This window comes from Escherichia sp. E4930, from assembly GCF_005845405.1.
In the GTDB taxonomy this organism is placed as follows: domain Bacteria; phylum Pseudomonadota; class Gammaproteobacteria; order Enterobacterales; family Enterobacteriaceae; genus Escherichia.
Genome location: NZ_VCDZ01000001.1, coordinates 171746 through 192972, shown reverse-complemented (window position 1 = coordinate 192972; position 21227 = coordinate 171746). Strand labels below are relative to the sequence as shown.

The window sequence follows — 21227 nt, the reverse complement described above, 5'->3', positions numbered from 1 at the left end:
GCATCCGTCAGTATTGCGAAACGGATTATTCAGCATCCGGCTCTTCAGACTTGTATTTAGCAGCAGTTTCTTTGATCAGCTGCTGCAGTTCGCCACGCTGATACATTTCAATCACGATATCACAACCGCCTACCAGCTCGCCGTCAACCCACAGTTGCGGGAAAGTCGGCCAGTTCGCATATTTCGGCAGTTCCGCACGAATGTCCGGGTTCTGCAGGATATCAACGTAGGCAAAACGTTCGCCACAAGCGGCAAGCGCTTGGACTGCCTGGGCAGAGAAACCGCAGCTCGGCAGTTTCGGTGAACCTTTCATGTACAGCAGGATCGGGTTTTCAGCAATCTGGCGTTGGATTTTTTCGATAGTGGTGCTCATTGTCTTGCTTCCTCAAACTTCTTTACGGCAGTAATCTGACATTGTAGCGGGTCAGTGCGGCATCGGAAAATAACATTTTCATCACGCTTTTGCTATTTTATCCCTTTGCTCTATTTGTTGCATTTCAAATATTCGTTTCTTCTCTGCCACGCTGCAAGCTGGCGTATTTGTGACCATTTTTAGCTTTCACTGCTGCTTTTTTTTTGCGCTCGCCGACGAAACGTATTTTTTAACAATAAAAGCTATTAACTTTCCCTTCTTCTATGCATTAGAATCATCAAGTTTTGTAAATCAGACGCAGGCATGATAGACCTGCCTTAACAGAGGGACGCTCAGTGGCGCGGATAAACCGTATTTCGATCACGCTCTGTGCTTTACTTTTTACCACCCTGCCTTTAATGCCTATGGCCTATGCTTCCAAGCAAGCCAGGGAGAGTTCTGCTACCACTCATATCACCAAAAAAGCAGATAAAAAGAAAAGCACGGCAACCACCAAAAAGACCAATAATAAAGCCAGTCAGAAAACCGCCAAAAAAGTCGCCAGTAAAAGTACGACCAAAAGCAAAACCGCTTCTTCCGTTAAAAAATCCTCTATTACCGCTTCTAAAAACGCGAAAACTCGCAGTAAAAATGTTGTCACTAAAACGGCGTCTGCCAGCTTTACGGAAAAGTGCACCAAACGTAAGGGCAATAAGTCACATTGCGTGAAAGTCAAAAATGCCGCCCCTGGCACTATTGCCGACGCGCACAAAGCCAAAGTTCAGAAAGCCACTAAAGTGGCGATGAATAAACTGATGCAGCAAATTGGCAAGCCATATCGTTGGGGCGGGAGTTCACCGCGTACCGGTTTTGATTGCAGTGGACTGGTTTATTACGCTTATAAAGACCTGGTTAAGATCCGTATTCCGCGCACGGCAAACGAAATGTATCACCTGCGCGATGCGGCACCTATCGATCGCAGTGAACTGAAAAACGGCGACCTGGTCTTTTTCCGCACGCAAGGGCGTGGGACTGCCGATCACGTAGGCGTGTACGTTGGCAATGGTAAATTTATTCAGTCACCGCGCAGTGGCCAGGAAATTCAAATCACGTCGTTAAGTGAAGATTACTGGCAACGTCACTATGTTGGCGCTCGTCGGGTAATGACCCCAAAAACACTTCGCTAAAACTTTACCCTGTTGTTACAACAACAGGGTAAGTTCATCTTTTGTATCACCTTTTAATTTGCTACCCTATCCGTACTCACAATAAGGCTATTGTGCGTATACCAATGAATAATAAAGGAGAGTAGCAATGTCATTTGAATTACCTGCACTACCATATGCTAAAGACGCTCTGGTCCCGCACATTTCTGCGGAAACTATCGAGTATCACTACGGCAAACATCATCAGACTTATGTCACTAACCTGAACAACCTGATTAAAGGCACCGAGTTTGAAGGTAAATCACTGGAAGAGATTATTCGCAGCTCTGAAGGTGGCGTATTCAACAACGCAGCTCAGGTCTGGAACCACACTTTCTACTGGAACTGCCTGGCACCGAACGCTGGTGGCGAACCGACTGGCAAAGTCGCTGAAGCTATTGCCGCATCTTTCGGTAGCTTTGCCGATTTCAAAGCACAGTTTACTGACGCTGCGATCAAAAACTTTGGTTCTGGCTGGACCTGGCTGGTGAAAAACAGCGATGGCAAACTGGCTATCGTTTCTACCTCTAATGCTGGTACTCCGCTGACCACCGATGCGACCCCGCTGCTGACCGTTGATGTCTGGGAACACGCTTATTACATCGACTATCGCAATGCGCGTCCTGGCTATCTGGAGCACTTCTGGGCGCTGGTGAACTGGGAATTCGTAGCGAAAAATCTCGCCGCATAATAACTGATGGCAAATGCAACATTGCCTGACGCGCTACGCTTATCTTGCCTACGCGGATCATCAATGTAGGTCGGTTAAGGCGCTTGCGGCGCATCCGGCAAGATAAACGTAATTTGCCTGCAAACTGTAACGCAGAAGGTATCCCCTTCTGCGTTTTGTTTTATTAGCTGTTGGCAACGCAAACTGCTTCAGGTTGTTTTCTGGCTGACATAAACACCAGCAACAATGCCAGGCCTGCGACAATTGCCCCCATCACCGGCACAAAACTGTACCCCAGACCACCCGAAATCACTGCGCCACCTGCCGCGGCACCCAGAGCATTACCCAGGTTAAACGCACCGATATTCACTGAGGAAGACAGCCCCGGCGCTTCGCTGGCAACTCGCATCACACGCATCTGTAATGGTGGTACCACTGCAAAGGTTGCTGCGCCCCACACCACCATGCTGATAGCCGCACCAAACTCATTACGCGCCAGGAACGGGATCGCCAGCATAATCACCATCAGCAGCAGCAAAAAGCCTTTCAACGTGCCGTTGACCGAACGATCTGCCAGTTTACCGCCTAAATAGTTACCGATAGAAAACCCGACGCCAATCAGCACCAGCATGGCTGTTACGAACACCGGCGTTGCATGAGTGATACTTTGCAGTACTGGTGAAATATAGGTGTAGAGGGTAAACATTGCGCCAGCCCCCAGTACCGTCGTCAGTAAGGCTGATAACACCTGCGGACGCATCAATACCGCCAGCTCTTTTTTCACTTCCGGTCGCGCTCCTGCGCCGCCTTTCGGTAACGAGAAGAACAGGCTAACCATTGAAATCACGCCCAGCCCCGCCGTTGCCAGAAACGACATCCGCCAGCCAATAGTTTCGCCAAGCCAGGTCGCCGCAGGAACACCGCCAATATTTGCCAGAGTTAAGCCCATAAACATAGTGGCGACGGCGCTGGCCTGTTTGTGTTTAGGCACAACGCTTGCGGCCACGACTGAACCCAAACCAAAGAATGCCCCGTGATTCAGACTGGTCAGAATGCGTGAAAGCATCAGCGTCATATAATCCGGCGCGATGGCGGAAAGCACGTTGCCAAGAGTGAAAATGGCCATCAGGAAAATAAGCGCACTGCGCCTGGCGCGATGAGACAGCAGTAATGTCATCAGCGGCGCGCCAACCATCACGCCAACCGCATAGGCGCTGATTAACATGCCCGCAGCAGGAATCGAGACATCCACACCGCGCGCAATGACGGGTAACAGGCCCATTGGCGAGAACTCCGTTGTCCCGATACCAAACGCGCCAACGGCCAGCGCCAACAACGGATAGTTAATTTTCATGCCTAATCTCCACCTCTTCGCGTCATTACACGATATTCATCAAAGTGGCGAAAGCATGACAGCAATCACAAAAAATTGAAAATAACAAAAAGAGAAAACACTTTTGCCATTTTGCTAACAAAAGGGAAGAGAGTGCGAGGGAGGATGCGCTCCCTCGAAGGGAAATCAGTGCAGCGCGGCAGTCAAACCTACGGCCACGATCAAACCGAGGACAATAATGGTTGTTACCAGTGAAAATTTAAGGTCGGTACTCATCAAGTTTTCTCCTTTTTTATTACCCTACAAAAAGTGATATTACGCATTTTTACACACTGTGAAGAAAAAATCTCCCGCCATTTATAATGATAAGTGTTTTTACCACTTCCCCTTTTCATCAAGATCGGCCAAAATTCCACGCTTACACTATTTGCGTACTGGCCATTGACCCCTTCCTGACGCTCTGTGTCGTTTTTCCGGCGTACCGCAACACTTTTGTTGTGCGTAAGGTGTGTAAAGGCAAACGTTTACCTTGCGATTTTGCAGGAGCTGAAGTTAGGGTCTGGAGTGAAATGGAATGGCAACAATAAAAGATGTAGCGAAGCGAGCAAACGTTTCCACTACAACTGTGTCACACGTTATAAACAAAACTCGTTTCGTCGCTGAAGAAACGCGCAACGCCGTGTGGGCAGCGATTAAAGAATTACACTACTCCCCTAGCGCGGTAGCGCGTAGCCTGAAGGTTAACCATACCAAGTCTATCGGCTTGCTGGCGACCAGCAGCGAAGCCGCCTATTTCGCGGAGATCATCGAAGCGGTTGAAAAAAATTGCTTCCAGAAAGGTTACACGCTGATCCTCGGCAACGCGTGGAACAATCTGGAGAAACAGAGAGCCTATCTGTCGATGATGGCGCAAAAACGCGTCGATGGCCTGCTGGTCATGTGTTCTGAGTATCCGGAACCGTTGCTGGCGATGCTGGAAGAGTATCGCCATATCCCGATGGTGGTAATGGACTGGGGCGAAGCAAAAGCCGACTTTACCGATGCAGTCATCGATAACGCGTTTGAAGGCGGCTACATGGCCGGACGCTATCTGATCGAACGCGGTCATCGCGAAATTGGTGTCATCCCTGGCCCTCTGGAACGTAATACCGGCGCGGGTCGTCTGGCAGGGTTTATGAAGGCGATGGAAGAAGCGATGATCAAGGTGCCGGAAAACTGGATTGTGCAGGGTGACTTTGAACCTGAATCGGGTTATCGCGCCATGCAACAAATCCTGTCGCAGCCACACCGCCCTACTGCGGTCTTCTGTGGCGGCGATATCATGGCAATGGGCGCACTTTGCGCTGCTGATGAAATGGGTCTGCGCGTACCGCAGGATGTTTCGCTGATCGGTTATGATAATGTGCGCAACGCCCGCTACTTTACCCCGGCGCTGACCACTATCCATCAGCCAAAAGATTCGCTGGGCGAAACGGCGTTCAACATGTTGTTGGACCGTATCGTCAATAAACGCGAAGAACCGCAGTCTATCGAAGTTCATCCGCGGCTTATTGAACGCCGCTCCGTGGCTGACGGTCCATTCCGCGACTATCGTCGTTAATCATCCGTTGCGGGAGTCTCTTCCGGCTCCCGCAGCCACTCCTTATTCAGCGTCTCACTATCGCCGAGATACTCCAGCAACCAGGTTAACGCTGGCGACATATCATTCTGCTGCCATGTCAGACAACATGCCGAATCAGGGAATGGATTTTCCAGTTCTAACGCCACCCATTTTCCCTCATTAAGCCACGGTTTGGCGAAATGCGTAGGCACCATGCCAATACATAAACCGGCCGAGATACAGGTTGCCGATGATTCCCAGTCAGGTACGACAAGCCTTTTTTGGTTATCCAGCAGCCAGGTAATTCGTTTGGGTAACGTCCGCGACGTGTCTTCGCGCACCAGCGACGGCCAGTTGCGCAACGTGTCATCGCTGAGCGGACCATTCATCGACGCAAGCGGATGGTGGCGGGCAACAACACAACTCCAGCTCAACATCCCCATATCACGGAAGGCGTAACGGCCACCGACCGGAATCGCTCGTGTCGCGCCAATCGCCAGTTCCACGCGCCCATCGGAAAGCGCATCCCAGACGCCGTTGAACACTTCCTGAAAAACCAGAAGTTCGACATCATCAAAATGGCGATAGAAATCAACAATCATCTGCCGCGTGCGTTCTGGCCTGACAATATTATCTACCGCGATAGCTAATTGACCGCGCCAGCCGTTCGCTATCTGCTGACATTGTTGGCGAGTGATCTGCATTTTTTTGACAACAGAGCGCCCTTCTTTGAGAAACCACGCCCCGGCAGCGGTCAGTTCCACGTCACGATGACGCCGTTCAAAAAGCGGCACCGCCAGCCACTCTTCCAGCTGACGCACGGTATAGCTGACCGCAGAAGGAACGCGATGCAACTCCTGGGCTGCAGCGCTGAAGCTGCCATTTCGCGCCACTGCATCAACCACTTCGAGAGAATACTCAGACCACATAGTTTGCCTGCAAAATTTTTGAAACCAGTCATCAAATATTACCGTTTCACAACAGGAATTTCACTCCCTACACTTTGCGACGGTGTTTAATTGAGGAATTTAGAGAATATACATGCAACCTGGGAAAAGATTTTTAGTCTGGCTGGCGGGTTTGAGCGTACTCGGTTTTCTGGCAACCGATATGTATCTGCCCGCTTTCGCCGCCATTCAGGCCGACCTGCAAACGCCTGCGTCTGCTGTCAGTGCCAGCCTTAGTCTGTTCCTTGCTGGTTTTGCCGCTGCCCAGCTCCTGTGGGGGCCGCTTTCCGATCGTTATGGTCGTAAACCTGTGTTATTGATCGGCCTGACAATTTTTGCGCTGGGTAGTCTGGGGATGTTATGGGTGGAAAACGCTGCCACGCTGCTGGTATTGCGTTTTGTACAAGCTGTTGGTGTCTGTGCCGCGGCCGTTATCTGGCAGGCATTGGTGACGGATTACTATCCTTCACAAAAAGTTAACCGTATTTTCGCGACCATTATGCCTTTAGTGGGGCTTTCTCCGGCGCTTGCTCCGCTGTTAGGTAGCTGGCTGCTGGTCCATTTTTCCTGGCAGGCGATTTTCGCCACTCTGTTTGCCATTGCCGTAGTGCTGATTCTGCCCATTTTCTGGCTTAAACCCACCACGAAAGCACGCAATCATAGTCAGGATGGACTGACCTTTACCGATCTGCTGCGTTCAAAAACCTATCGCGGGAATGTGCTGATTTATGCGGCCTGTTCAGCCAGTTTCTTTGCCTGGCTAACCGGTTCACCGTTTATCCTCAGCGAAATGGGCTACAGTCCGGCAGTAATCGGATTAAGTTATGTTCCGCAAACCATCGCATTTCTTATTGGTGGTTACGGCTGTCGCGCCGCATTGCAGAAATGGCAGGGTAAGCAGTTGTTACCGTGGCTACTGGCGCTGTTTGCCGTCAGCGTGGTAGCCACCTGGGCTGCGGGCTTCATTAGTCATGTGTCGCTGGTCGAAATTCTGATCCCATTCTGTGTGATGGCCATTGCCAACGGGGCAATCTACCCGATTGTGGTCGCCCAGGCGCTACGCCCCTTCCCGCATGCGACTGGCCGCGCTGCTGCATTGCAGAATACCCTGCAATTAGGTCTGTGCTTCCTCGCAAGCCTGGGGGTATCCTGGCTCATCAGCGTCAGCACGCCGCTGTTCACCACCACCAGCGTGATGTTATCGACCGTGGTGCTGGTTGCCATCGGCTATAAGATGCAACATCAACCTGAATCTCACCGCCAGAATCATGGCGAGACGGAAGTCGCACATAGTGAATCACATTGATCTATAGCGATATCGTTATACTTAGGCTGCTAACAAAATTTTGTTGTATGATTGAGATTAGCAGCCTATACTGAGTTCCAGTTGTTAATATTACGATAAATATTATGTTTTTACGGGGACAGGAGCGTTCCCGGGTCACTATGGATGGTCATTTCGGCAAGGGTTCCTCCTTTCCTCTGTTCTACGTCGGATTATAGACTCGCGGTTTTCCTGCGAGATTTCTCACAAAGCCCAAAAAGCGTCTACGCTGTTTTAAGGTTCTGATCACCGACCAGTGATGGAGAAACTATGAGTTCATCGTGTATAGAAGAAGTCAGCGTACCGGATGACAACTGGTACCGTATCGCCAACGAATTACTTAGCCGTGCAGGCATCGCCATTAATGGCTCTGCCCCGGCAGATATTCGAGTTAAAAACCCCGATTTTTTTAAACGCGTTCTACAGGAAGGATCATTGGGGTTAGGCGAAAGTTATATGGATGGCTGGTGGGAATGTGACCGACTGGATATGTTTTTTAGCAAAGTCTTACGCGCTGGGCTTGAAAACCAACTCCCCCATCATTTCAAAGACACACTACGCATTGCTGGAGCACGACTCTTCAATCTGCAAAGTAAAAAGCGTGCCTGGATAGTCGGTAAAGAGCATTACGACCTTGGTAATGACCTTTTCAGCCGTATGCTGGATCCCTTCATGCAGTATTCCTGCGCTTACTGGAAAGATGCCTATAATCTGGAATCTGCCCAACAAGCGAAGCTCAAAATGATTTGTGAAAAATTGCAGTTAAAACCGGGAATGCGGGTTCTGGATATCGGCTGCGGTTGGGGCGGACTGGCGCATTACATGGCGTCTAATTATGACGTCAGTGTGGTTGGTGTCACGATTTCTGCAGAACAACAGAAAATGGCCCAGGAACGCTGCGCAGGTCTGGATGTCACCATTTTGCTACAGGATTACCGTGACCTGAACGACCAGTTTGACCGTATTGTTTCGGTTGGTATGTTCGAGCACGTCGGACCGAAAAATTACGATACCTATTTTGAGGTGGTGGATCGTAATCTGAAGCCAGAAGGCATTTTCCTGCTACATACTATCGGCTCGAAAAAAACCGATCTGAATGTTGACCCGTGGATTAACAAATATATTTTCCCGAATGGTTGCCTGCCTTCTGTACGCCAGATTGCGCAATCCAGTGAACCACACTTTGTGATGGAAGACTGGCATAACTTTGGCGCTGACTATGACACGACCTTGATGGCCTGGTATGAGCGATTCCTCGCCGCCTGGCCGGAAATTGCCGATAACTACAGTGAACGCTTTAAACGGATGTTTACGTATTATCTGAATGCTTGCGCTGGTGCCTTCCGCGCCCGTGATATCCAGCTCTGGCAAGTGGTGTTCTCACGTGGGGTCGAAAGCGGCCTTCGCGTTGCGCGTTAAGTGTTATTTCATCGCCCCCATTTTGGGGGCGATGTCATTTCAAACGCAGCTTTATTTCTTTTCCCGTGCCGCCAACACACGTTCTACAGTATCTACCACGGCCTGAGTTTGCGGATCGATTTCGATATTGACGCGTGCACCGAGTTTTTTCTTACCGAGAGTGGTACGTTCCAGCGTTTCCGGAATTAAATGCACACAAAAGCGGGTCGCTGTCACTTCACCAACCGTCAGGCTGATACCATCAATACCAATAAACCCTTTATACAGGATATATTTCATTAACTGCTCATCCTGTACTTTGAACCAGATCTGGTGGTTATTTTCTGATGTTATTATTTTCGATACTTCTGCGGTGGTCATAATATGACCTGACATTAAATGTCCGCCGATTTCATCGCTGAATTTAGCAGCTCGTTCTACGTTTACCCAATCCCCAACGTTTAAATCGCCAAGGTTTGTTATTCGTAACGTTTCTTTCATCAGATCAAAGCTGATACGGTTGCCGTTAATTTCCGTTACAGTCAGGCAGCAACCGTTATGCGCGACAGAAGCGCCTGTCTCCAGACCATCCAACATGTAATCAGGTAATTCCACTACATGGGTTCGAAAATTTGCTTTCTCGTCAATCGACACCAACTTCGCGGTGCCCTGCACTATCCCCGTAAACATACTTACAACTCCTGAAATCAGTTAGGACATTCTGTTCAGCACAATAGCAGGTGGGAAACGTCCTTACCAGTAAAGGGGGTTGAGTGGTTATTTTTTCACTGGAGAATTAATAAATCCTCGCTACAATAGACTGAATTTCCCCTGCTTCTTCTTTTTGCTGCCCATTCAGGCGGTTTTTTAGTCTCTCATATAACAACAATATAAAAGGTGTTCACGTGCAGAAATACATTAGTGAAGCGCGTCTGTTATTAGCATTAGCAATCCCGGTGATTCTCGCGCAAATCGCCCAAACAGCGATGGGTTTTGTCGATACCGTCATGGCGGGCGGCTATAGCGCCACCGACATGGCGGCAGTCGCCATTGGTACTTCTATCTGGCTCCCGGCGATTCTTTTCGGTCACGGACTGCTGCTGGCAATGACGCCAGTCATCGCGCAATTGAATGGTTCCGGTCGCCGTGAACGTATTGCGCATCAGGTGCGACAAGGTTTCTGGCTGGCCGGTTTCGTCTCCGTGCTTATTATGCTGGTGCTGTGGAATGCGGGTTATATCATCCGCTCCATGCAAAATATCGATCCGGCCCTCGCCGACAAAGCAGTGGGTTATCTGCGTGCACTATTGTGGGGGGCTCCGGGCTATCTGTTCTTCCAGGTCGCTCGTAACCAGTGTGAAGGTTTGGCAAAAACCAAGCCCGGCATGGTAATGGGCTTTATTGGCCTGCTGGTGAACATTCCGGTTAACTATATCTTTATTTATGGTCACTTCGGCATGCCTGAACTCGGAGGCGTCGGCTGTGGTGTGGCGACTGCGGCGGTGTACTGGGTAATGTTCTTTGCTATGGTTTCTTATATTAAACATGCCCGTTCTATGCGCGATATCCGCAACGAAAAAGGCACCGCTAAACCAGACCCGGCAGTAATGAAAAGACTTGTGCAACTGGGGTTACCTATCGCGCTGGCACTGTTCTTTGAAGTAACACTGTTTGCGGTGGTTGCGCTGTTGGTATCTCCGCTCGGTATTGTCGATGTGGCAGGCCACCAGATTGCCCTGAACTTTAGTTCGCTAATGTTCGTTCTTCCGATGTCACTGGCAGCGGCTGTGACTATCCGTGTGGGTTATCGTCTGGGTCAGGGGTCCACGCTGGATGCGCAAACTGCCGCACGAACCGGGCTTATGGTTGGCGTCTGTATGGCCACGATGACGGCAATTTTTACAATCTCACTGCGGGAACAGATCGCTCTTCTGTATAACGATAATCCAGAAGTTGTGACACTGGCTGCACACCTGATGTTGCTGGCGGCGGTGTATCAGATTTCTGACTCGATACAGGTAATCGGTAGCGGGATTTTGCGTGGTTATAAAGATACGCGATCTATTTTTTATATTACCTTTATCGCGTATTGGGTGTTGGGTTTACCAAGTGGTTATATCCTGGCATTGACCAATCTGGTAGTTGAGCCGATGGGGCCGGCAGGTTTCTGGATAGGCTTTATTATCGGTCTGACTTCTGCTGCCATTATGATGATGCTACGTATGCGTTTCTTGCAACGTCTACCATCGGCTATCATTTTGCAACGTGCATCTCGATAAAAAAAAGGAGGCGCAATCCGCAAAGATTGCGCCTTAATTTTAGGCTGACTGGAGCGTTGCGCCAATGCCATCTTCGTCCGGCTGCAATTTAAGTGTGCTGCAAATAGGCTGCCGACTGGCATCCGTTATCTCAACGTGAATATCACCGCTGACTTCCCCTTTCACACTGATGAATTCTGGAGAAATTTCTTTCGCACTGGTTTGCAGGGAAATCGTTCCTTCTCCTCGCAGACGTTTCACCTTCAACTGCACAGACGTTGCTGTTGAGGTTATCAGCCACACCTTTCCACCATCGAGATTCAGGTTGCCAACAGAGAAAGTGACATTGTCACCTTTAACCGTGCTGCCATCGAGGATCAACACGCCTTCCTGCTGGACTGTAATCGTTGATTGTTTCAGATCAGCGCCATAGCCAACAATCATAGAAGCGCCGTCCTGTAAGGCAACGCTCCCCGTAAGTTCAACCGGTGCGCAGTCTTCTTCTACGACAAATTTTTCGTCCGCACTGGTGGGAGGCATCACAATCACTGTCCCACTTTGTACCACTGCGTTTTCCAGCGTACCGGCATGCACTTCAGCCCGCCCACCGGTTTTAACTGTCAGGTTTTTAGTCTTACCAGAACTGTAGAGTTGCAGACCATCTGTCCCCAGGCGATAAACGGCGCCATTCTCAACGATGGTATGAATGTCTTCACCGCCGAGATTATTCATGGTGCCACCCGCAATCAGCGTATCACTGGCTTTACCTGCCAGCATAAAAACGCCGCCGTGGTTTATCTCACCATTGATGGCTTCTCCACCAGGGTAAACCAACAGTTCACCACCTTCATCTACAACAACTGCTGATGCTGTTCCGTTGACCAACAAACCACCATCCTGATCCAGAATGATTTTTTCCGCGCGATGGCCCTCCAGTACCCGCAGATTACCGCCATTCTCCAGCAATAAACCGCAGGCATAGCCCTGATCAACGCTAAATTCACCTTCGGGATGGCGGCCATTAACAGTCGCGAGCGTTGAGAGGCTAATCGCTCCACCGTCTGACTGAACAATGTCAGTGGCTATTGCGCCGTCACCGACTGATAACGTGCCATTGTTGCTGTACTGTGTACATTTGGCGATTCCACCAGTTTCAACTTTCAGCCAGCCAGTGTCTGTGACCACGGTATTTTCTGCTCTTCCGCCTGCCTCAACAATCAACTCGCCATCAGTAAGTTGAGTCGCACCGATAACGTCTCCAGCATGAACAATTTGCACTTTCCCGTCGCTAATCAAGTTTTTTGCATCAGATCCCATGACTTATTCCTTTGCTGCATCTGTGTGCCTTTATCGCTACCTAAGTGTAAAGGCTACGAAGGATTTATCCACGATAGAATTGATATGGTGGCAAAGTCTCTGTTTTACATTGTGAGTCGAAGGATAATCGGCTGTATCAGATCTGAATATGATCTCTGGCCAAAAATCGCCCTTGCAAATCAACAAAATATCGCCAATTTGCTTAAAAGCTCTGCAAACGATAGAAATACCGCAGAAAATTACGATTTGCCTCTTGCCACCTTCACGCTCTGCCGCTAATATTCGTCCCCGTTGTCACCTACAACGTTGCGTTCATAGCTCAGTTGGTTAGAGCACCACCTTGACATGGTGGGGGTCGTTGGTTCGAGTCCAATTGAACGCACCATCCTGCGTCCGTAGCTCAGTTGGTTAGAGCACCACCTTGACATGGTGGGGGTCGGTGGTTCGAGTCCACTCGGACGCACCAGATTTTCTTAATCTGGTCTTCTCTTCCCTTTTGTTTCTCCTGTTTCTTCTCTGTATCCAATACGTTAAAAGATTTACACTATCCTCTTATGCGTTATCAGAAGGAGAATAGCTATGGCAACTTTATTACAACTTCATTTTGCTTTTAATGGCCCGTTTGGCGACGAAATGGCTGAGCAACTTAAACCGCTTGCCGAGTCGATTAATCAGGAACCCGGTTTTCTGTGGAAGGTGTGGACAGAAAGTGAAAAGAACCATGAAGCCGGTGGGATCTACCTTTTTACCGATGAAAAAAGCGCCCTGGCTTATCTGGACAAACATACTGCCCGCCTGAAAAATCTTGGTGTCGCAGAAGTTATTGCCAAAGTTTTCGATGTCAATGAGCCACTGAGTCAAATCAATCAGGCAAAACTGGCCTGACAGAATTTAATCAAGGGCGGTTAGCGCCCTTTTCATCCCTGTCTGAAATTTCTCAAATTCTAAATATTTCAACCAAACTTATCTGATAACACTAAATTCGAAAGAATGCGTACAGGTAAGTAACAATGAAAAAAATTGCTATTGTGGGTGCCGGGCCAACGGGGATCTACACCTTATTCTCGCTTCTACAGCAACAAACTCCACTTTCTATTTCTATCTTCGAGCAGGCTGACGAGGCCGGTGTCGGGATGCCATACAGTGATGAGGAAAACTCAAAAATGATGCTGGCAAATATTGCCAGTATTGAAATACCGCCGATTTATTGTACGTATCTCGAATGGCTACAAAAGCAAGAGGCCAGCCATCTGCAACGTTATGGCGTTAAAAAGGAAAGCTTGCACGAACGCCAGTTTTTGCCGAGGATTTTGTTAGGAGAATATTTCCGTGATCGCTTTTTACGGTTGGTAGAGCAAGCACGGCTGCAGCAATTTGAAATCAACGTTTATGAATCTTGTCAGGTGACTGATCTGCAAGTCACAGGCTCTGGCGTGCTTATCTTCACAGATCGGGATTTGCCAGTTGAGACGTTTGATTTAGCCGTAATAGCCACCGGTCACGTCTGGCCTGACGAAGAACAGGCAAGCCGAACATATTTCCCCAGCCCGTGGTCAGGGTTAATGGAAGCGAAAATTGAAGCCTGTCGCGTGGGCATTATGGGAACATCCTTAAGCGGACTGGATGCCGCAATGGCGGTTGCTATCCAGCATGGTTCCTTTATTGAAAAAGATAATCAACGCATTCTGTTTCAGCGCGATAGCGACAGTGAAAAACTCAGTATTACATTGATGTCACGCACAGGTATTTTGCCAGAAGCCGATTTCTATTGCCCAATTCCCTACGAACCTCTATGCATTGTCACTGAACAGGCCCTGAACGCGGAAATTGAAAAAGGTGCACAGGGCCTTCTGGAACGGGTATTTAAACTTATAGTGCGAGAGATTACTTCGGCTGATCCTGACTGGAGCCGACATATTGCGATAGAGAGCCTGAATGTCGATACCTTCGCGCAAGCCTGGTTTGCCGACCGTAAACAGCATGATCCATTTGCCTGGGCAGAAAAAAACTTAGCAGAAGTCGAGCGAAATAAACGTGAAAAACATACCGTTCCCTGGCGCTATGTCATTCTTCGCCTGCATGAAGCCGTACAGGAAATTGTTCCGCATCTGAATGAGCACGACCATAAACGGTTCAGTAAAGGCCTTGCCAGAGTATTTATCGACAATTATGCGGCTATTCCTTCTGAATCTATAAAGCGCTTACTGGCTTTGCGCGAGGCGGGAATTATCCATATTCTCGCTCTCGGTGAGGACTACGATATGGAAATCGACAAAACGCACACAATGCTGAAAACAGCGGACAGCAGCTACTCGTTTGACGTTTTTATTGATGCTCGTGGGCAGCGCCCGCTCAAAGTGAAAGACATTCCTTTCCCTGGACTACGTGCACAGCTACAGAAAACAGGCGATGAAATCCCTGATGTCGGTGAAGATTATACGCTACAGCAACCGGAAGACGTTCGTGGTCGCGTGGCGTTCGGCGCGTTGCCCTGGCTAATGCACGATCGGCCTTTCGTTCAGGGGCTTACGGCTTGTGCTGAAATTGGTGAGGCTATGGCGCAGGCCGTCGTTAAGCCAGCATCCCGCGCACGCCGACGTCTGTCGTTTGATTAAGGTAAAAGAGTCAGCATTCCACAAATTGATGCTGCTCATTCAGACGATAGCGAACTCCAGCGCGAATATTATTTTCACCTTCAACGGCTACGGCAAAGCGCACTCTTTCGCCGTCATGATACGCCAGCGCGGCGCTGCCTCCTGGCCCGAGAATAATTGAATCCACCACGCCCGCACTCACTACCGTTGAATTTTCACCACTGGCGATGATATGAACGTTATCGCCGCTGTTTGCAATCCTGGCGTTTGTGCCAAAGCTGGCGATTTGCACCAGATCGCCATTACTGGCGACATGACACCGTTCACCCAATGTACAAACGCGTACTCGCATTCCGGTATTCGCAATACGACTGCTGTCTCCGGCGCTGCTTATCCGCGAGGAATTGCCGGTTACAGCAACACGAGCACGTTCACCTGAGCTACCGATATGGCTGTTAAATCCGACACTGCCAATCCGCACGCTATAACCCATGCTGGCAATTTGCGCAGCATACCCCACGGTTGCGATTCTGGCGTTATCCTCACAACAGCCGACGCGTGCGTGATCGTCGGCCCGGGCGAACTGACTGCAAAAGGGTATCTCTACGGGGCCTTTGGCCAGTTTTTGCATTGAGGAAACTTCCTGACGGGCGAAATTTTCGTCTGCCAGCCATTTTTTCCAGGCGTACTCAACCAGACTTTCCGCCCAGTCAGTAAATCCTTCGCCAATCAGGGCGTGGTGAATATCGGCATAAATTCCACCTTGCGGAAAACGGCGCAGAAACCAGCGGTACATAACCGCGCCTACACGCCACTCTCGCAGATCAGCTCGTGTAATGATCATTCGTTAATGCCGGTGATAGCCATCGACCATACATTTAAAAGTTTCGTGCGGAGTACGCCCCGTGGTGCAAAGATAGAGATGGCCGAAGATAAAAAAGAGGCTTATAACTGCCAGAGCAAAATGCGCCTGCAATAACCAGTATCTTACGCCAGGGAACACGTCCCCCACGGTTTGCGGGTAAAGGCATAGCAGCCCCGTCAACAATAACAGCGGCAGCAATCCATACATCACAGCAACATAAGCTGCTTGCTGCAATGGATTGAATTTAGACTGTGTTGTTGCAGAAAATGGATGATCTTCCCCTTGCATAATTCCAAGCAGATAAAACCGCGTTTGTTTAGCCGCTCGCCCCAGCCAGCCCTGACGACGGATAATGTAGTGATGACCATTACCCCCAACGGCATTAATGAGAATAAAGCCAAGCCAGCATGCCAGTAGCAGGAATCCACAAACTTCATGTACGGCAACCAGACTTTTGACTGCAGCAACGCCCACCAGCGCAAAGTGATTGATTAGCCCACTTGCCAGCAACAAGACAAAGAGTAACGCATTCGACCAGTGCCATAATCTCACCGCCCTGCTGTAGAGATAAACCTTCTCGCCATGACCAGTGGAGGATTTCTTTTTACCACGAGCGCGAAGCAAGGCGTGAAGCCCCAACACTAACCACATCCCGACCAGCAGCAGCCCGGCAATGACCAACCACACAGGCCAAAATTCGGGAGAAAACTGCGGTACATAGTTTGCCAACTGGTTATGAAATTGTTCAGCATTTTGCGACGGGTTCATACATTTTCCTTTTTAATCAAATGTTGACCGAACCGGCGATACAGATGCGGTTTCCCGGCACCAGGCAGCTGATATTGATAGTATTTATTTTCCTGTAACCACGCCTGAATTTCTGGGCTATCTTCGCGACCAAAGATCAACGCATGTTCCGGACAGGCGCTAACGCAGATGGGCGGAAAACCTTTTGCCAGCCGAGACTCGGCACAGAAATCACATTTATCCGCTACTTTGGTCAGTGGATTAAGGTAACGAACCTGATACGGGCATGCGCCGATGCAGTAGCTACAGCCAATGCATTGTGATTTTTCTACCCGCACGATCCCCTGTTCATCACGCCACGATGCCCCTGTGGGGCAAACGTCGATGCAAGGAGCATCTTCACAGTGCTGGCATGACTGGCGAAAAAAGTGATACAGCGTTTCGTTATTGTTATCGGTGACCGGGATATGCGCGATAGACAAACGACTTCCCTCTGCCGGTACATGGTTAGTTTTACGGCATGCTCTGGCGCAAATATTACAGCCATTGCACCGTGATTCATCGTGAATCATGGCATATCGAACTTCCTTTCCTTGTCTGGTGCTCGCTAACAAAGAAGGTGCTGAACCGGTAAAAAAGATTACCGTTCCCATCCCCAGAACAAATTTGCGTCGAGTGAAGGACATCTTATTATCCTCTAATGCTGTGGCTGTGGCTGCGACTGTCCACCCTATCCATGATATCTCCCTGAAACTTCAGGGATTCTGAAACTGCTCAACCTCGAACCATTCACATAAGCCATAAGCTTTGCCATAGCTCATAAAACGCTCGCTAAACAGGTACAACACAGCCGTCGATGACGTCACCTGGCGTATATCGGCATACTCAGGAGCGATATCCATCGCGGCGAGCGCGGCTTCAATCTGCGCTTCCTGGTAGTAATATGGCGCTTGCGTCAGCATGGCGACCTTATAAGGCCGGGGATACGTCTGGCATTCGAAGCGAACGGCGTGTGCAATGGCCCGACAGATGTCCTGCTCAACAACCTGCAAAGACATAGCGGCATAGTTTTCGCTCATGGTTTGCGTTGAGTAGTAATAATCATCTTTACTGCCCGTCATACAGGCGATATCTGCGAAATCTGAACTCTGCCGTATGCTTTCCAGCAATGCAGAAAGATCCTCTTCAGCAACCGAATATGGCGGCGACAGGAACACGGCGCGTGCAACCAGTTGACCCGCCGTCGAATGCTGGCGGATAAACTCCGCCAGAATTTCAGCCGGTTCAGGCCCTGTAACCGCATCGTTCGCAGTGTCATCGGGCTGACGCATACTGTGCAGCCATTGACGCTTAGTCACGTCAATATCAGGCGCTTCCAGTTGTGTCATTTCCTCCTGCTGGCTCATTACGCCGGTTCCTTATGCTGGTAGCAGGTTATGTGTCGCCAGATCGGCGGCAATATCTTCCAGCCCGAGTCGATGAAGCGTTTCTCGCGTTGGACAACCAAGCTGTGGGTCCCAGCCCATTTCCTTGTAGAACAGCGTGAGTGACTGGTGCATATCATCGCGGTCCATTTTGTCAGTACCTTCACTGAAGACCGGAATCTGCGGATCTTTATCAAATACCCAGGAGCAGATCAGGTCATGCTCATTGCGCATATCTTTGGTTTGCATCAGTTTTACCGTGTAGGCACGATGTAACGTAAAGATACGCTCAGCAGCTAAATCTAATTTTTCCTGCGTCATATCTTCGCCAGTGATTGCTTTAAAGAATTTGGCTTCCAGCGCAAGGTCGCCACGATAATTACGGCTTTTCAGTGGCGAAACGGTCATTGGCCAGACCCAGTTGCACAGGGTGACGGCGTTATGCAAACAAACCCGCAACAGCGACCATTTGGCATATTTAATTTTGGCGTCATTGATCGGCGTGTAGTTTTTGGTTTCATCGTAAGCATCTTCAGAGCCAAAAAGTTCTTTTGCCACTTCACGCTGCAGTTTCAACGGCAAACCGGAGCCGATAAAGTTGATATGCGTATGCGTCATACAGTCACGGTTGAACATGCAGTTAACGATAGAGCCGACCTGTGCCGACGCTTCATTGGCATGGTGAACCGGATAACCAAACGGCGACCAGAGTTTATTTTTTGCGTAGCCCCAGTACTCTTCACCCAAATTCCAGCGTTCAGCAATGGCATACGAGCCATCAGCCAGATGACTCAACTCACCCACGCGATGCGCCAGACGGTAGTAAAAATCTTTAATGAAATTAACGTCGCCAGCTTCCAGTTGATCCCAACGAATTTCCGCATACTCTTCAGCAGGCAGAACGCGCTTAAACACTCCTTTGCTGTAACAATAGGTAAAGTCGCGATGCAACTGCCCGTAGTTACACCACAGCCCGTAGTCATCGAACAGATTCAGACCGACCAGATTACCAATTACCCGGCCATCATCTTTATCTTCAAAATCTTTCGGCCCGTTCGGGAAGATGGTGGTGTGGACAAAGTTAGCGACACAGGTGTTGCCACCTGTACTGGGTACACCAAACTCTTTAACCCGAGGAATGTTCATCTGGGTCATACAACGAATTGGACATGAGTGGCAGCCACTCATTTTGACGGTGTATTTCTCTGCTGCCGGACCTAAATCAAAGACAGATTTATAGGTGCGGAAACCGACCGTGTTTTGATTGCCAGGCGGGATTTCTCCTGTTTCAATCGGGCCGCCTTCCGCTGCGCCCCAAAACAGCCCTTTACGAGCTGTCCAGCGCGACTTGGGATCAGAGTACTCTGCCCACGATTGCGGCGTACTTGGCACGACATGATTGTTATTAGCGCCAATAAGTTCGGTCATCATATAGTCATTGAGCCGTTTCATCTCCTGGCGATCGGCAATGTTGACTCCTTTTGTCCCTTCAACCGCAATCGCTTTCAGGTTTTTGGAGCCCATTATTGCGCCAGTTCCCGCGCCGCCACTGTGGTTACGACTATTCAGCATGCCAGAGAGAGGCACAAGATTTTCACCCGCCTGACCAATAGCCGCTACACAGGTTTCAGGGCTGGTTAAACGGCAAATTTCTTCCGTGGTTGCACGCGTCCCTTTCCCCCACAAGAAATCGGCTTTCTCCAGGCTAACTTTGTCATCTTTTATATTTAGCCAGACCGGTGATTTCGCTTTACCCTCGATAATAATGACGTCGTATCCGGCGAATTTCATTTGTGCAGCAAAAAAGCCGCCCATATGGGCGTCGACGACTAAATTTCCTTTGGTAAATGTGGAAAGTGATGTGATATTTACGCGAGAACTACAGGGTGCACCAGACCCTGTCAACGGCCCCGTAGCAAAAACTAATTTATTTGCTTCATCGAAAGGTTTGGTGCCTGGAGGTACTTCGTCATACATAATTTTGTAGCCAAAGCCCATACCACCGACAAAATCTTTAAACTTACTGGAATCTTCGAGGGTAATATTTCCTGTAGTAAGATTGACTCTTAATATATTACCAGTCCAACCGTTAGCCATGATTTTTTCCTTTGCAAGATTCACACAGTAATATCTTTCCACTCGATAATTTTTAACGCCCCTGTCGGGCAGGCGTTTGCGCATTCACCGCACAACACACATTTCGAGGATTTTTTAGTTTCAGTATTTACGGTGGCCATCATCCACGGACACGCAGTGGTACAGGCGCTACAACCAATGCAACGTTTATGATCGACGGTTATACATCCCTCTTCCTGCTGCCAGGTAATCGCGCCAATCGGGCAGACGTTCATGCATTGAGGATCTTTACACTGGCGGCAGGTGTCGGCGGTATAATTCAGATCGCCGTATAAGCCGCCACCGGAACCTACGCCCTTGTCGCCAAAGAAATAATTACGATGGATTTTGATGCGGGAAAAAAAAGTACCAACGGCGCCATCGTTATAGTTGGTACAGGAGATTTCACAGCGGTGGCAGCCGGTGCAACGCGCACGCTGGGTAACTAACACGCCTTTGGGCGTGTTTATTAGCCCCACCGTGCCGCTATCGACATCTTCCTGTTTACAGCCCAAAAGTGACAATAACGCAGGGGCTATTGTTAAACCAGCAAGACCTTTTCCTGATATACGCAAGAACTCTAATCGCGTTAAGCCAATATCTAATAGTGGACGTTCAACCGGGTTCATTTATTTCGCATCCTCTTCGCAAACACAGTGCTGACAATTCAGCAGCCTGATATTAAGCATTCAACTAATACGCTGCTGACTATGCCTCCAACACCAGATATTTTTGTCCTAACCCGATAGCGTATGAGACATGATTTAACGCAAGTAAACTAATCCTTTATGGTTAGGAGAAAAAATAATGTGATTATTCTTAGTCCTTAACATTGATCGTTATCAATTAAAAACGGAAAGCAGAAGATTAAAAGCGGAGTGATATTTGTTATCATTTGAAATGAATTTCATTTACTCTACAATAATTTGTGATATACATTCCAGAATATAGAAATAGTTAATTCGCTATAAAATTAAATACATATCGCAATTAATATGGTTGCCTTACATCCATTTATAAAAATAAACTTACATGTGACGATATAATAAAACAGAGGGGATAAGGCGTTACACGCTAT

At 49.0% G+C, this 21227-nt stretch carries 20 protein-coding genes and 2 tRNA genes; 10 read left to right on the top strand and 12 right to left on the bottom strand.

Annotated features, from left to right (window positions below; translation table 11 throughout):
- Window positions 1-25 precede the first annotated feature (25 nt).
- Window positions 26-373, bottom strand: a complete 348-nt coding sequence (gene grxD, locus FFT88_RS00980) for a monothiol glutaredoxin 4 (protein ID WP_000108172.1) — start codon at window positions 371-373, stop codon at window positions 26-28.
- Window positions 374-708: 335 nt separating this feature from the next.
- Here grxD and mepH point away from each other — a divergent pair, with 335 nt between their 5' ends.
- Both mepH and sodB read left to right on the top strand, forming a co-directional pair.
- A complete protein-coding gene (mepH, locus tag FFT88_RS00975) occupies window positions 709-1539 on the top strand; it encodes a peptidoglycan DD-endopeptidase MepH (RefSeq protein ID WP_130208194.1) in 831 nt (276 codons plus the stop codon).
- A gap of 127 nt (window positions 1540-1666) precedes the next feature.
- Window positions 1667-2248: a superoxide dismutase [Fe] gene (gene sodB, locus FFT88_RS00970; protein WP_130208196.1), complete on the top strand. Its 582-nt coding sequence runs from the start codon at window positions 1667-1669 to the stop codon at window positions 2246-2248.
- Window positions 2249-2411: 163 nt separating this feature from the next.
- Here the strand turns inward: sodB and FFT88_RS00965 are convergent, their stop codons facing one another.
- The gene (locus FFT88_RS00965) at window positions 2412-3581 is read right to left on the bottom strand and encodes an MFS transporter (RefSeq protein ID WP_130208198.1); all 1170 of its coding nucleotides are present in this window, start codon (window positions 3579-3581) and stop codon (window positions 2412-2414) included.
- A gap of 165 nt (window positions 3582-3746) precedes the next feature.
- Window positions 3747-3836 (bottom strand): cytochrome bd-I accessory subunit CydH, encoded by a 90-nt coding sequence (gene cydH, locus FFT88_RS00960; protein WP_000102278.1) that lies wholly within the window; start codon window positions 3834-3836, stop codon window positions 3747-3749.
- Between the two features lie 298 nt (window positions 3837-4134).
- Between cydH and purR the strand changes: the two genes are divergently transcribed.
- Window positions 4135-5160 (top strand): HTH-type transcriptional repressor PurR, encoded by a 1026-nt coding sequence (purR, locus tag FFT88_RS00955; RefSeq protein WP_000190978.1) that lies wholly within the window; start codon window positions 4135-4137, stop codon window positions 5158-5160.
- Here the strand turns inward: purR and punR are convergent.
- Window positions 5157-6089: a DNA-binding transcriptional activator PunR gene (gene punR / locus FFT88_RS00950; protein WP_130218967.1), complete on the bottom strand. Its 933-nt coding sequence runs from the start codon at window positions 6087-6089 to the stop codon at window positions 5157-5159. The genes purR and punR overlap by 4 nt on opposite strands.
- Before the next feature lie 112 nt (window positions 6090-6201).
- Between punR and punC the strand changes: the two genes are divergently transcribed.
- Complete coding sequence (gene punC / locus FFT88_RS00945) at window positions 6202-7413, top strand: purine nucleoside transporter PunC (protein WP_135405851.1); 1212 nt, start codon at window positions 6202-6204, stop codon at window positions 7411-7413.
- A 288-nt stretch (window positions 7414-7701) separates the two neighbouring features.
- Window positions 7702-8850 carry a cyclopropane fatty acyl phospholipid synthase gene (gene cfa, locus FFT88_RS00940; protein WP_130208204.1) on the top strand — a complete coding sequence of 383 codons (1149 nt, stop codon included), beginning with the start codon at window positions 7702-7704 and terminating at the stop codon, window positions 8848-8850.
- A 51-nt stretch (window positions 8851-8901) separates the two neighbouring features.
- On the opposite strand, the gene FFT88_RS00935 is transcribed toward cfa, so the two are convergent.
- Complete coding sequence (locus FFT88_RS00935; RefSeq protein ID WP_064530047.1) at window positions 8902-9519, bottom strand: riboflavin synthase; 618 nt, start codon at window positions 9517-9519, stop codon at window positions 8902-8904.
- 215 nt (window positions 9520-9734) lie between these two features.
- On the opposite strand from FFT88_RS00935, the gene mdtK reads away from it, so the two are divergent.
- A complete protein-coding gene (gene mdtK / locus FFT88_RS00930; protein ID WP_130218963.1) occupies window positions 9735-11108 on the top strand; it encodes a multidrug efflux MATE transporter MdtK in 1374 nt (457 codons plus the stop codon).
- A gap of 39 nt (window positions 11109-11147) precedes the next feature.
- On the opposite strand, the gene FFT88_RS00925 is transcribed toward mdtK, so the two are convergent.
- Window positions 11148-12404 (bottom strand): AIDA repeat-containing protein, encoded by a 1257-nt coding sequence (locus FFT88_RS00925; RefSeq protein ID WP_135405850.1) that lies wholly within the window; start codon window positions 12402-12404, stop codon window positions 11148-11150.
- Window positions 12405-12712: 308 nt separating this feature from the next.
- On the opposite strand from FFT88_RS00925, the gene FFT88_RS00920 reads away from it, so the two are divergent.
- From FFT88_RS00920 to FFT88_RS00905, 4 genes are all read left to right on the top strand, one after another.
- Window positions 12713-12789: transfer RNA gene (locus FFT88_RS00920), tRNA-Val, on the top strand.
- Between the two features lie 4 nt (window positions 12790-12793).
- Window positions 12794-12870: transfer RNA gene (locus FFT88_RS00915), tRNA-Val, on the top strand.
- A gap of 113 nt (window positions 12871-12983) precedes the next feature.
- On the top strand, window positions 12984-13289 hold the full coding sequence (locus FFT88_RS00910; RefSeq protein ID WP_130218959.1) for a monooxygenase: 306 nt from the start codon (window positions 12984-12986) through the stop codon (window positions 13287-13289).
- Window positions 13290-13414: 125 nt separating this feature from the next.
- A complete protein-coding gene (locus tag FFT88_RS00905) occupies window positions 13415-15019 on the top strand; it encodes an FAD-NAD(P)-binding protein (protein ID WP_135405849.1) in 1605 nt (534 codons plus the stop codon).
- Window positions 15020-15029: 10 nt separating this feature from the next.
- Here the strand turns inward: FFT88_RS00905 and ydhT are convergent, their stop codons facing one another.
- From ydhT to FFT88_RS00875, 6 genes are all read right to left on the bottom strand, one after another.
- Window positions 15030-15842 carry a protein YdhT gene (ydhT, locus tag FFT88_RS00900; RefSeq protein WP_135405848.1) on the bottom strand — a complete coding sequence of 271 codons (813 nt, stop codon included), beginning with the start codon at window positions 15840-15842 and terminating at the stop codon, window positions 15030-15032.
- Between the two features lie 3 nt (window positions 15843-15845).
- Window positions 15846-16631 (bottom strand): thiosulfate reductase cytochrome B subunit, encoded by a 786-nt coding sequence (gene phsC / locus FFT88_RS00895; RefSeq protein WP_135405847.1) that lies wholly within the window; start codon window positions 16629-16631, stop codon window positions 15846-15848.
- The gene (locus tag FFT88_RS00890) at window positions 16628-17296 is read right to left on the bottom strand and encodes a 4Fe-4S dicluster domain-containing protein (RefSeq protein WP_135405846.1); all 669 of its coding nucleotides are present in this window, start codon (window positions 17294-17296) and stop codon (window positions 16628-16630) included. Before FFT88_RS00890 ends, phsC begins: the two co-directional genes overlap by 4 nt.
- Window positions 17297-17365: 69 nt before the next feature.
- On the bottom strand, window positions 17366-18016 hold the full coding sequence (locus FFT88_RS00885) for a YdhW family putative oxidoreductase system protein (protein WP_130218951.1): 651 nt from the start codon (window positions 18014-18016) through the stop codon (window positions 17366-17368).
- Between the two features lie 12 nt (window positions 18017-18028).
- A complete protein-coding gene (locus FFT88_RS00880; protein WP_130224705.1) occupies window positions 18029-20131 on the bottom strand; it encodes an aldehyde ferredoxin oxidoreductase in 2103 nt (700 codons plus the stop codon).
- Window positions 20132-20151: 20 nt separating this feature from the next.
- Window positions 20152-20778, bottom strand: a complete 627-nt coding sequence (locus FFT88_RS00875; RefSeq protein WP_130218947.1) for a ferredoxin-like protein — start codon at window positions 20776-20778, stop codon at window positions 20152-20154.
- Window positions 20779-21227: the final 449 nt, after the last annotated feature.

Bases quoted from the DNA above. Each gene is read 5' to 3' on its own strand.
- grxD (WP_000108172.1), bottom strand. From the start codon at position 373: ATGAGCACCACTATCGAAAAAATCCAACGCCAGATTGCTGAAAACCCG.
- sodB (WP_130208196.1), top strand. From the start codon at position 1,667: ATGTCATTTGAATTACCTGCACTACCATATGCTAAAGACGCTCTGGTC.
- FFT88_RS00965 (WP_130208198.1), bottom strand. From the start codon at position 3,581: ATGAAAATTAACTATCCGTTGTTGGCGCTGGCCGTTGGCGCGTTTGGT.
- cydH (WP_000102278.1), bottom strand. From the start codon at position 3,836: ATGAGTACCGACCTTAAATTTTCACTGGTAACAACCATTATTGTCCTC.
- purR (WP_000190978.1), top strand. From the start codon at position 4,135: ATGGCAACAATAAAAGATGTAGCGAAGCGAGCAAACGTTTCCACTACA.
- punR (WP_130218967.1), bottom strand. From the start codon at position 6,089: ATGTGGTCTGAGTATTCTCTCGAAGTGGTTGATGCAGTGGCGCGAAAT.
- punC (WP_135405851.1), top strand. From the start codon at position 6,202: ATGCAACCTGGGAAAAGATTTTTAGTCTGGCTGGCGGGTTTGAGCGTA.
- cfa (WP_130208204.1), top strand. From the start codon at position 7,702: ATGAGTTCATCGTGTATAGAAGAAGTCAGCGTACCGGATGACAACTGG.
- FFT88_RS00935 (WP_064530047.1), bottom strand. From the start codon at position 9,519: ATGTTTACGGGGATAGTGCAGGGCACCGCGAAGTTGGTGTCGATTGAC.
- FFT88_RS00925 (WP_135405850.1), bottom strand. From the start codon at position 12,404: ATGGGATCTGATGCAAAAAACTTGATTAGCGACGGGAAAGTGCAAATT.
- FFT88_RS00910 (WP_130218959.1), top strand. From the start codon at position 12,984: ATGGCAACTTTATTACAACTTCATTTTGCTTTTAATGGCCCGTTTGGC.
- FFT88_RS00905 (WP_135405849.1), top strand. From the start codon at position 13,415: ATGAAAAAAATTGCTATTGTGGGTGCCGGGCCAACGGGGATCTACACC.
- ydhT (WP_135405848.1), bottom strand. From the start codon at position 15,842: ATGATCATTACACGAGCTGATCTGCGAGAGTGGCGTGTAGGCGCGGTT.
- phsC (WP_135405847.1), bottom strand. From the start codon at position 16,631: ATGAACCCGTCGCAAAATGCTGAACAATTTCATAACCAGTTGGCAAAC.
- FFT88_RS00890 (WP_135405846.1), bottom strand. From the start codon at position 17,296: ATGTCCTTCACTCGACGCAAATTTGTTCTGGGGATGGGAACGGTAATC.
- FFT88_RS00885 (WP_130218951.1), bottom strand. From the start codon at position 18,016: ATGAGCCAGCAGGAGGAAATGACACAACTGGAAGCGCCTGATATTGAC.
- FFT88_RS00880 (WP_130224705.1), bottom strand. From the start codon at position 20,131: ATGGCTAACGGTTGGACTGGTAATATATTAAGAGTCAATCTTACTACA.
- FFT88_RS00875 (WP_130218947.1), bottom strand. From the start codon at position 20,778: ATGAACCCGGTTGAACGTCCACTATTAGATATTGGCTTAACGCGATTA.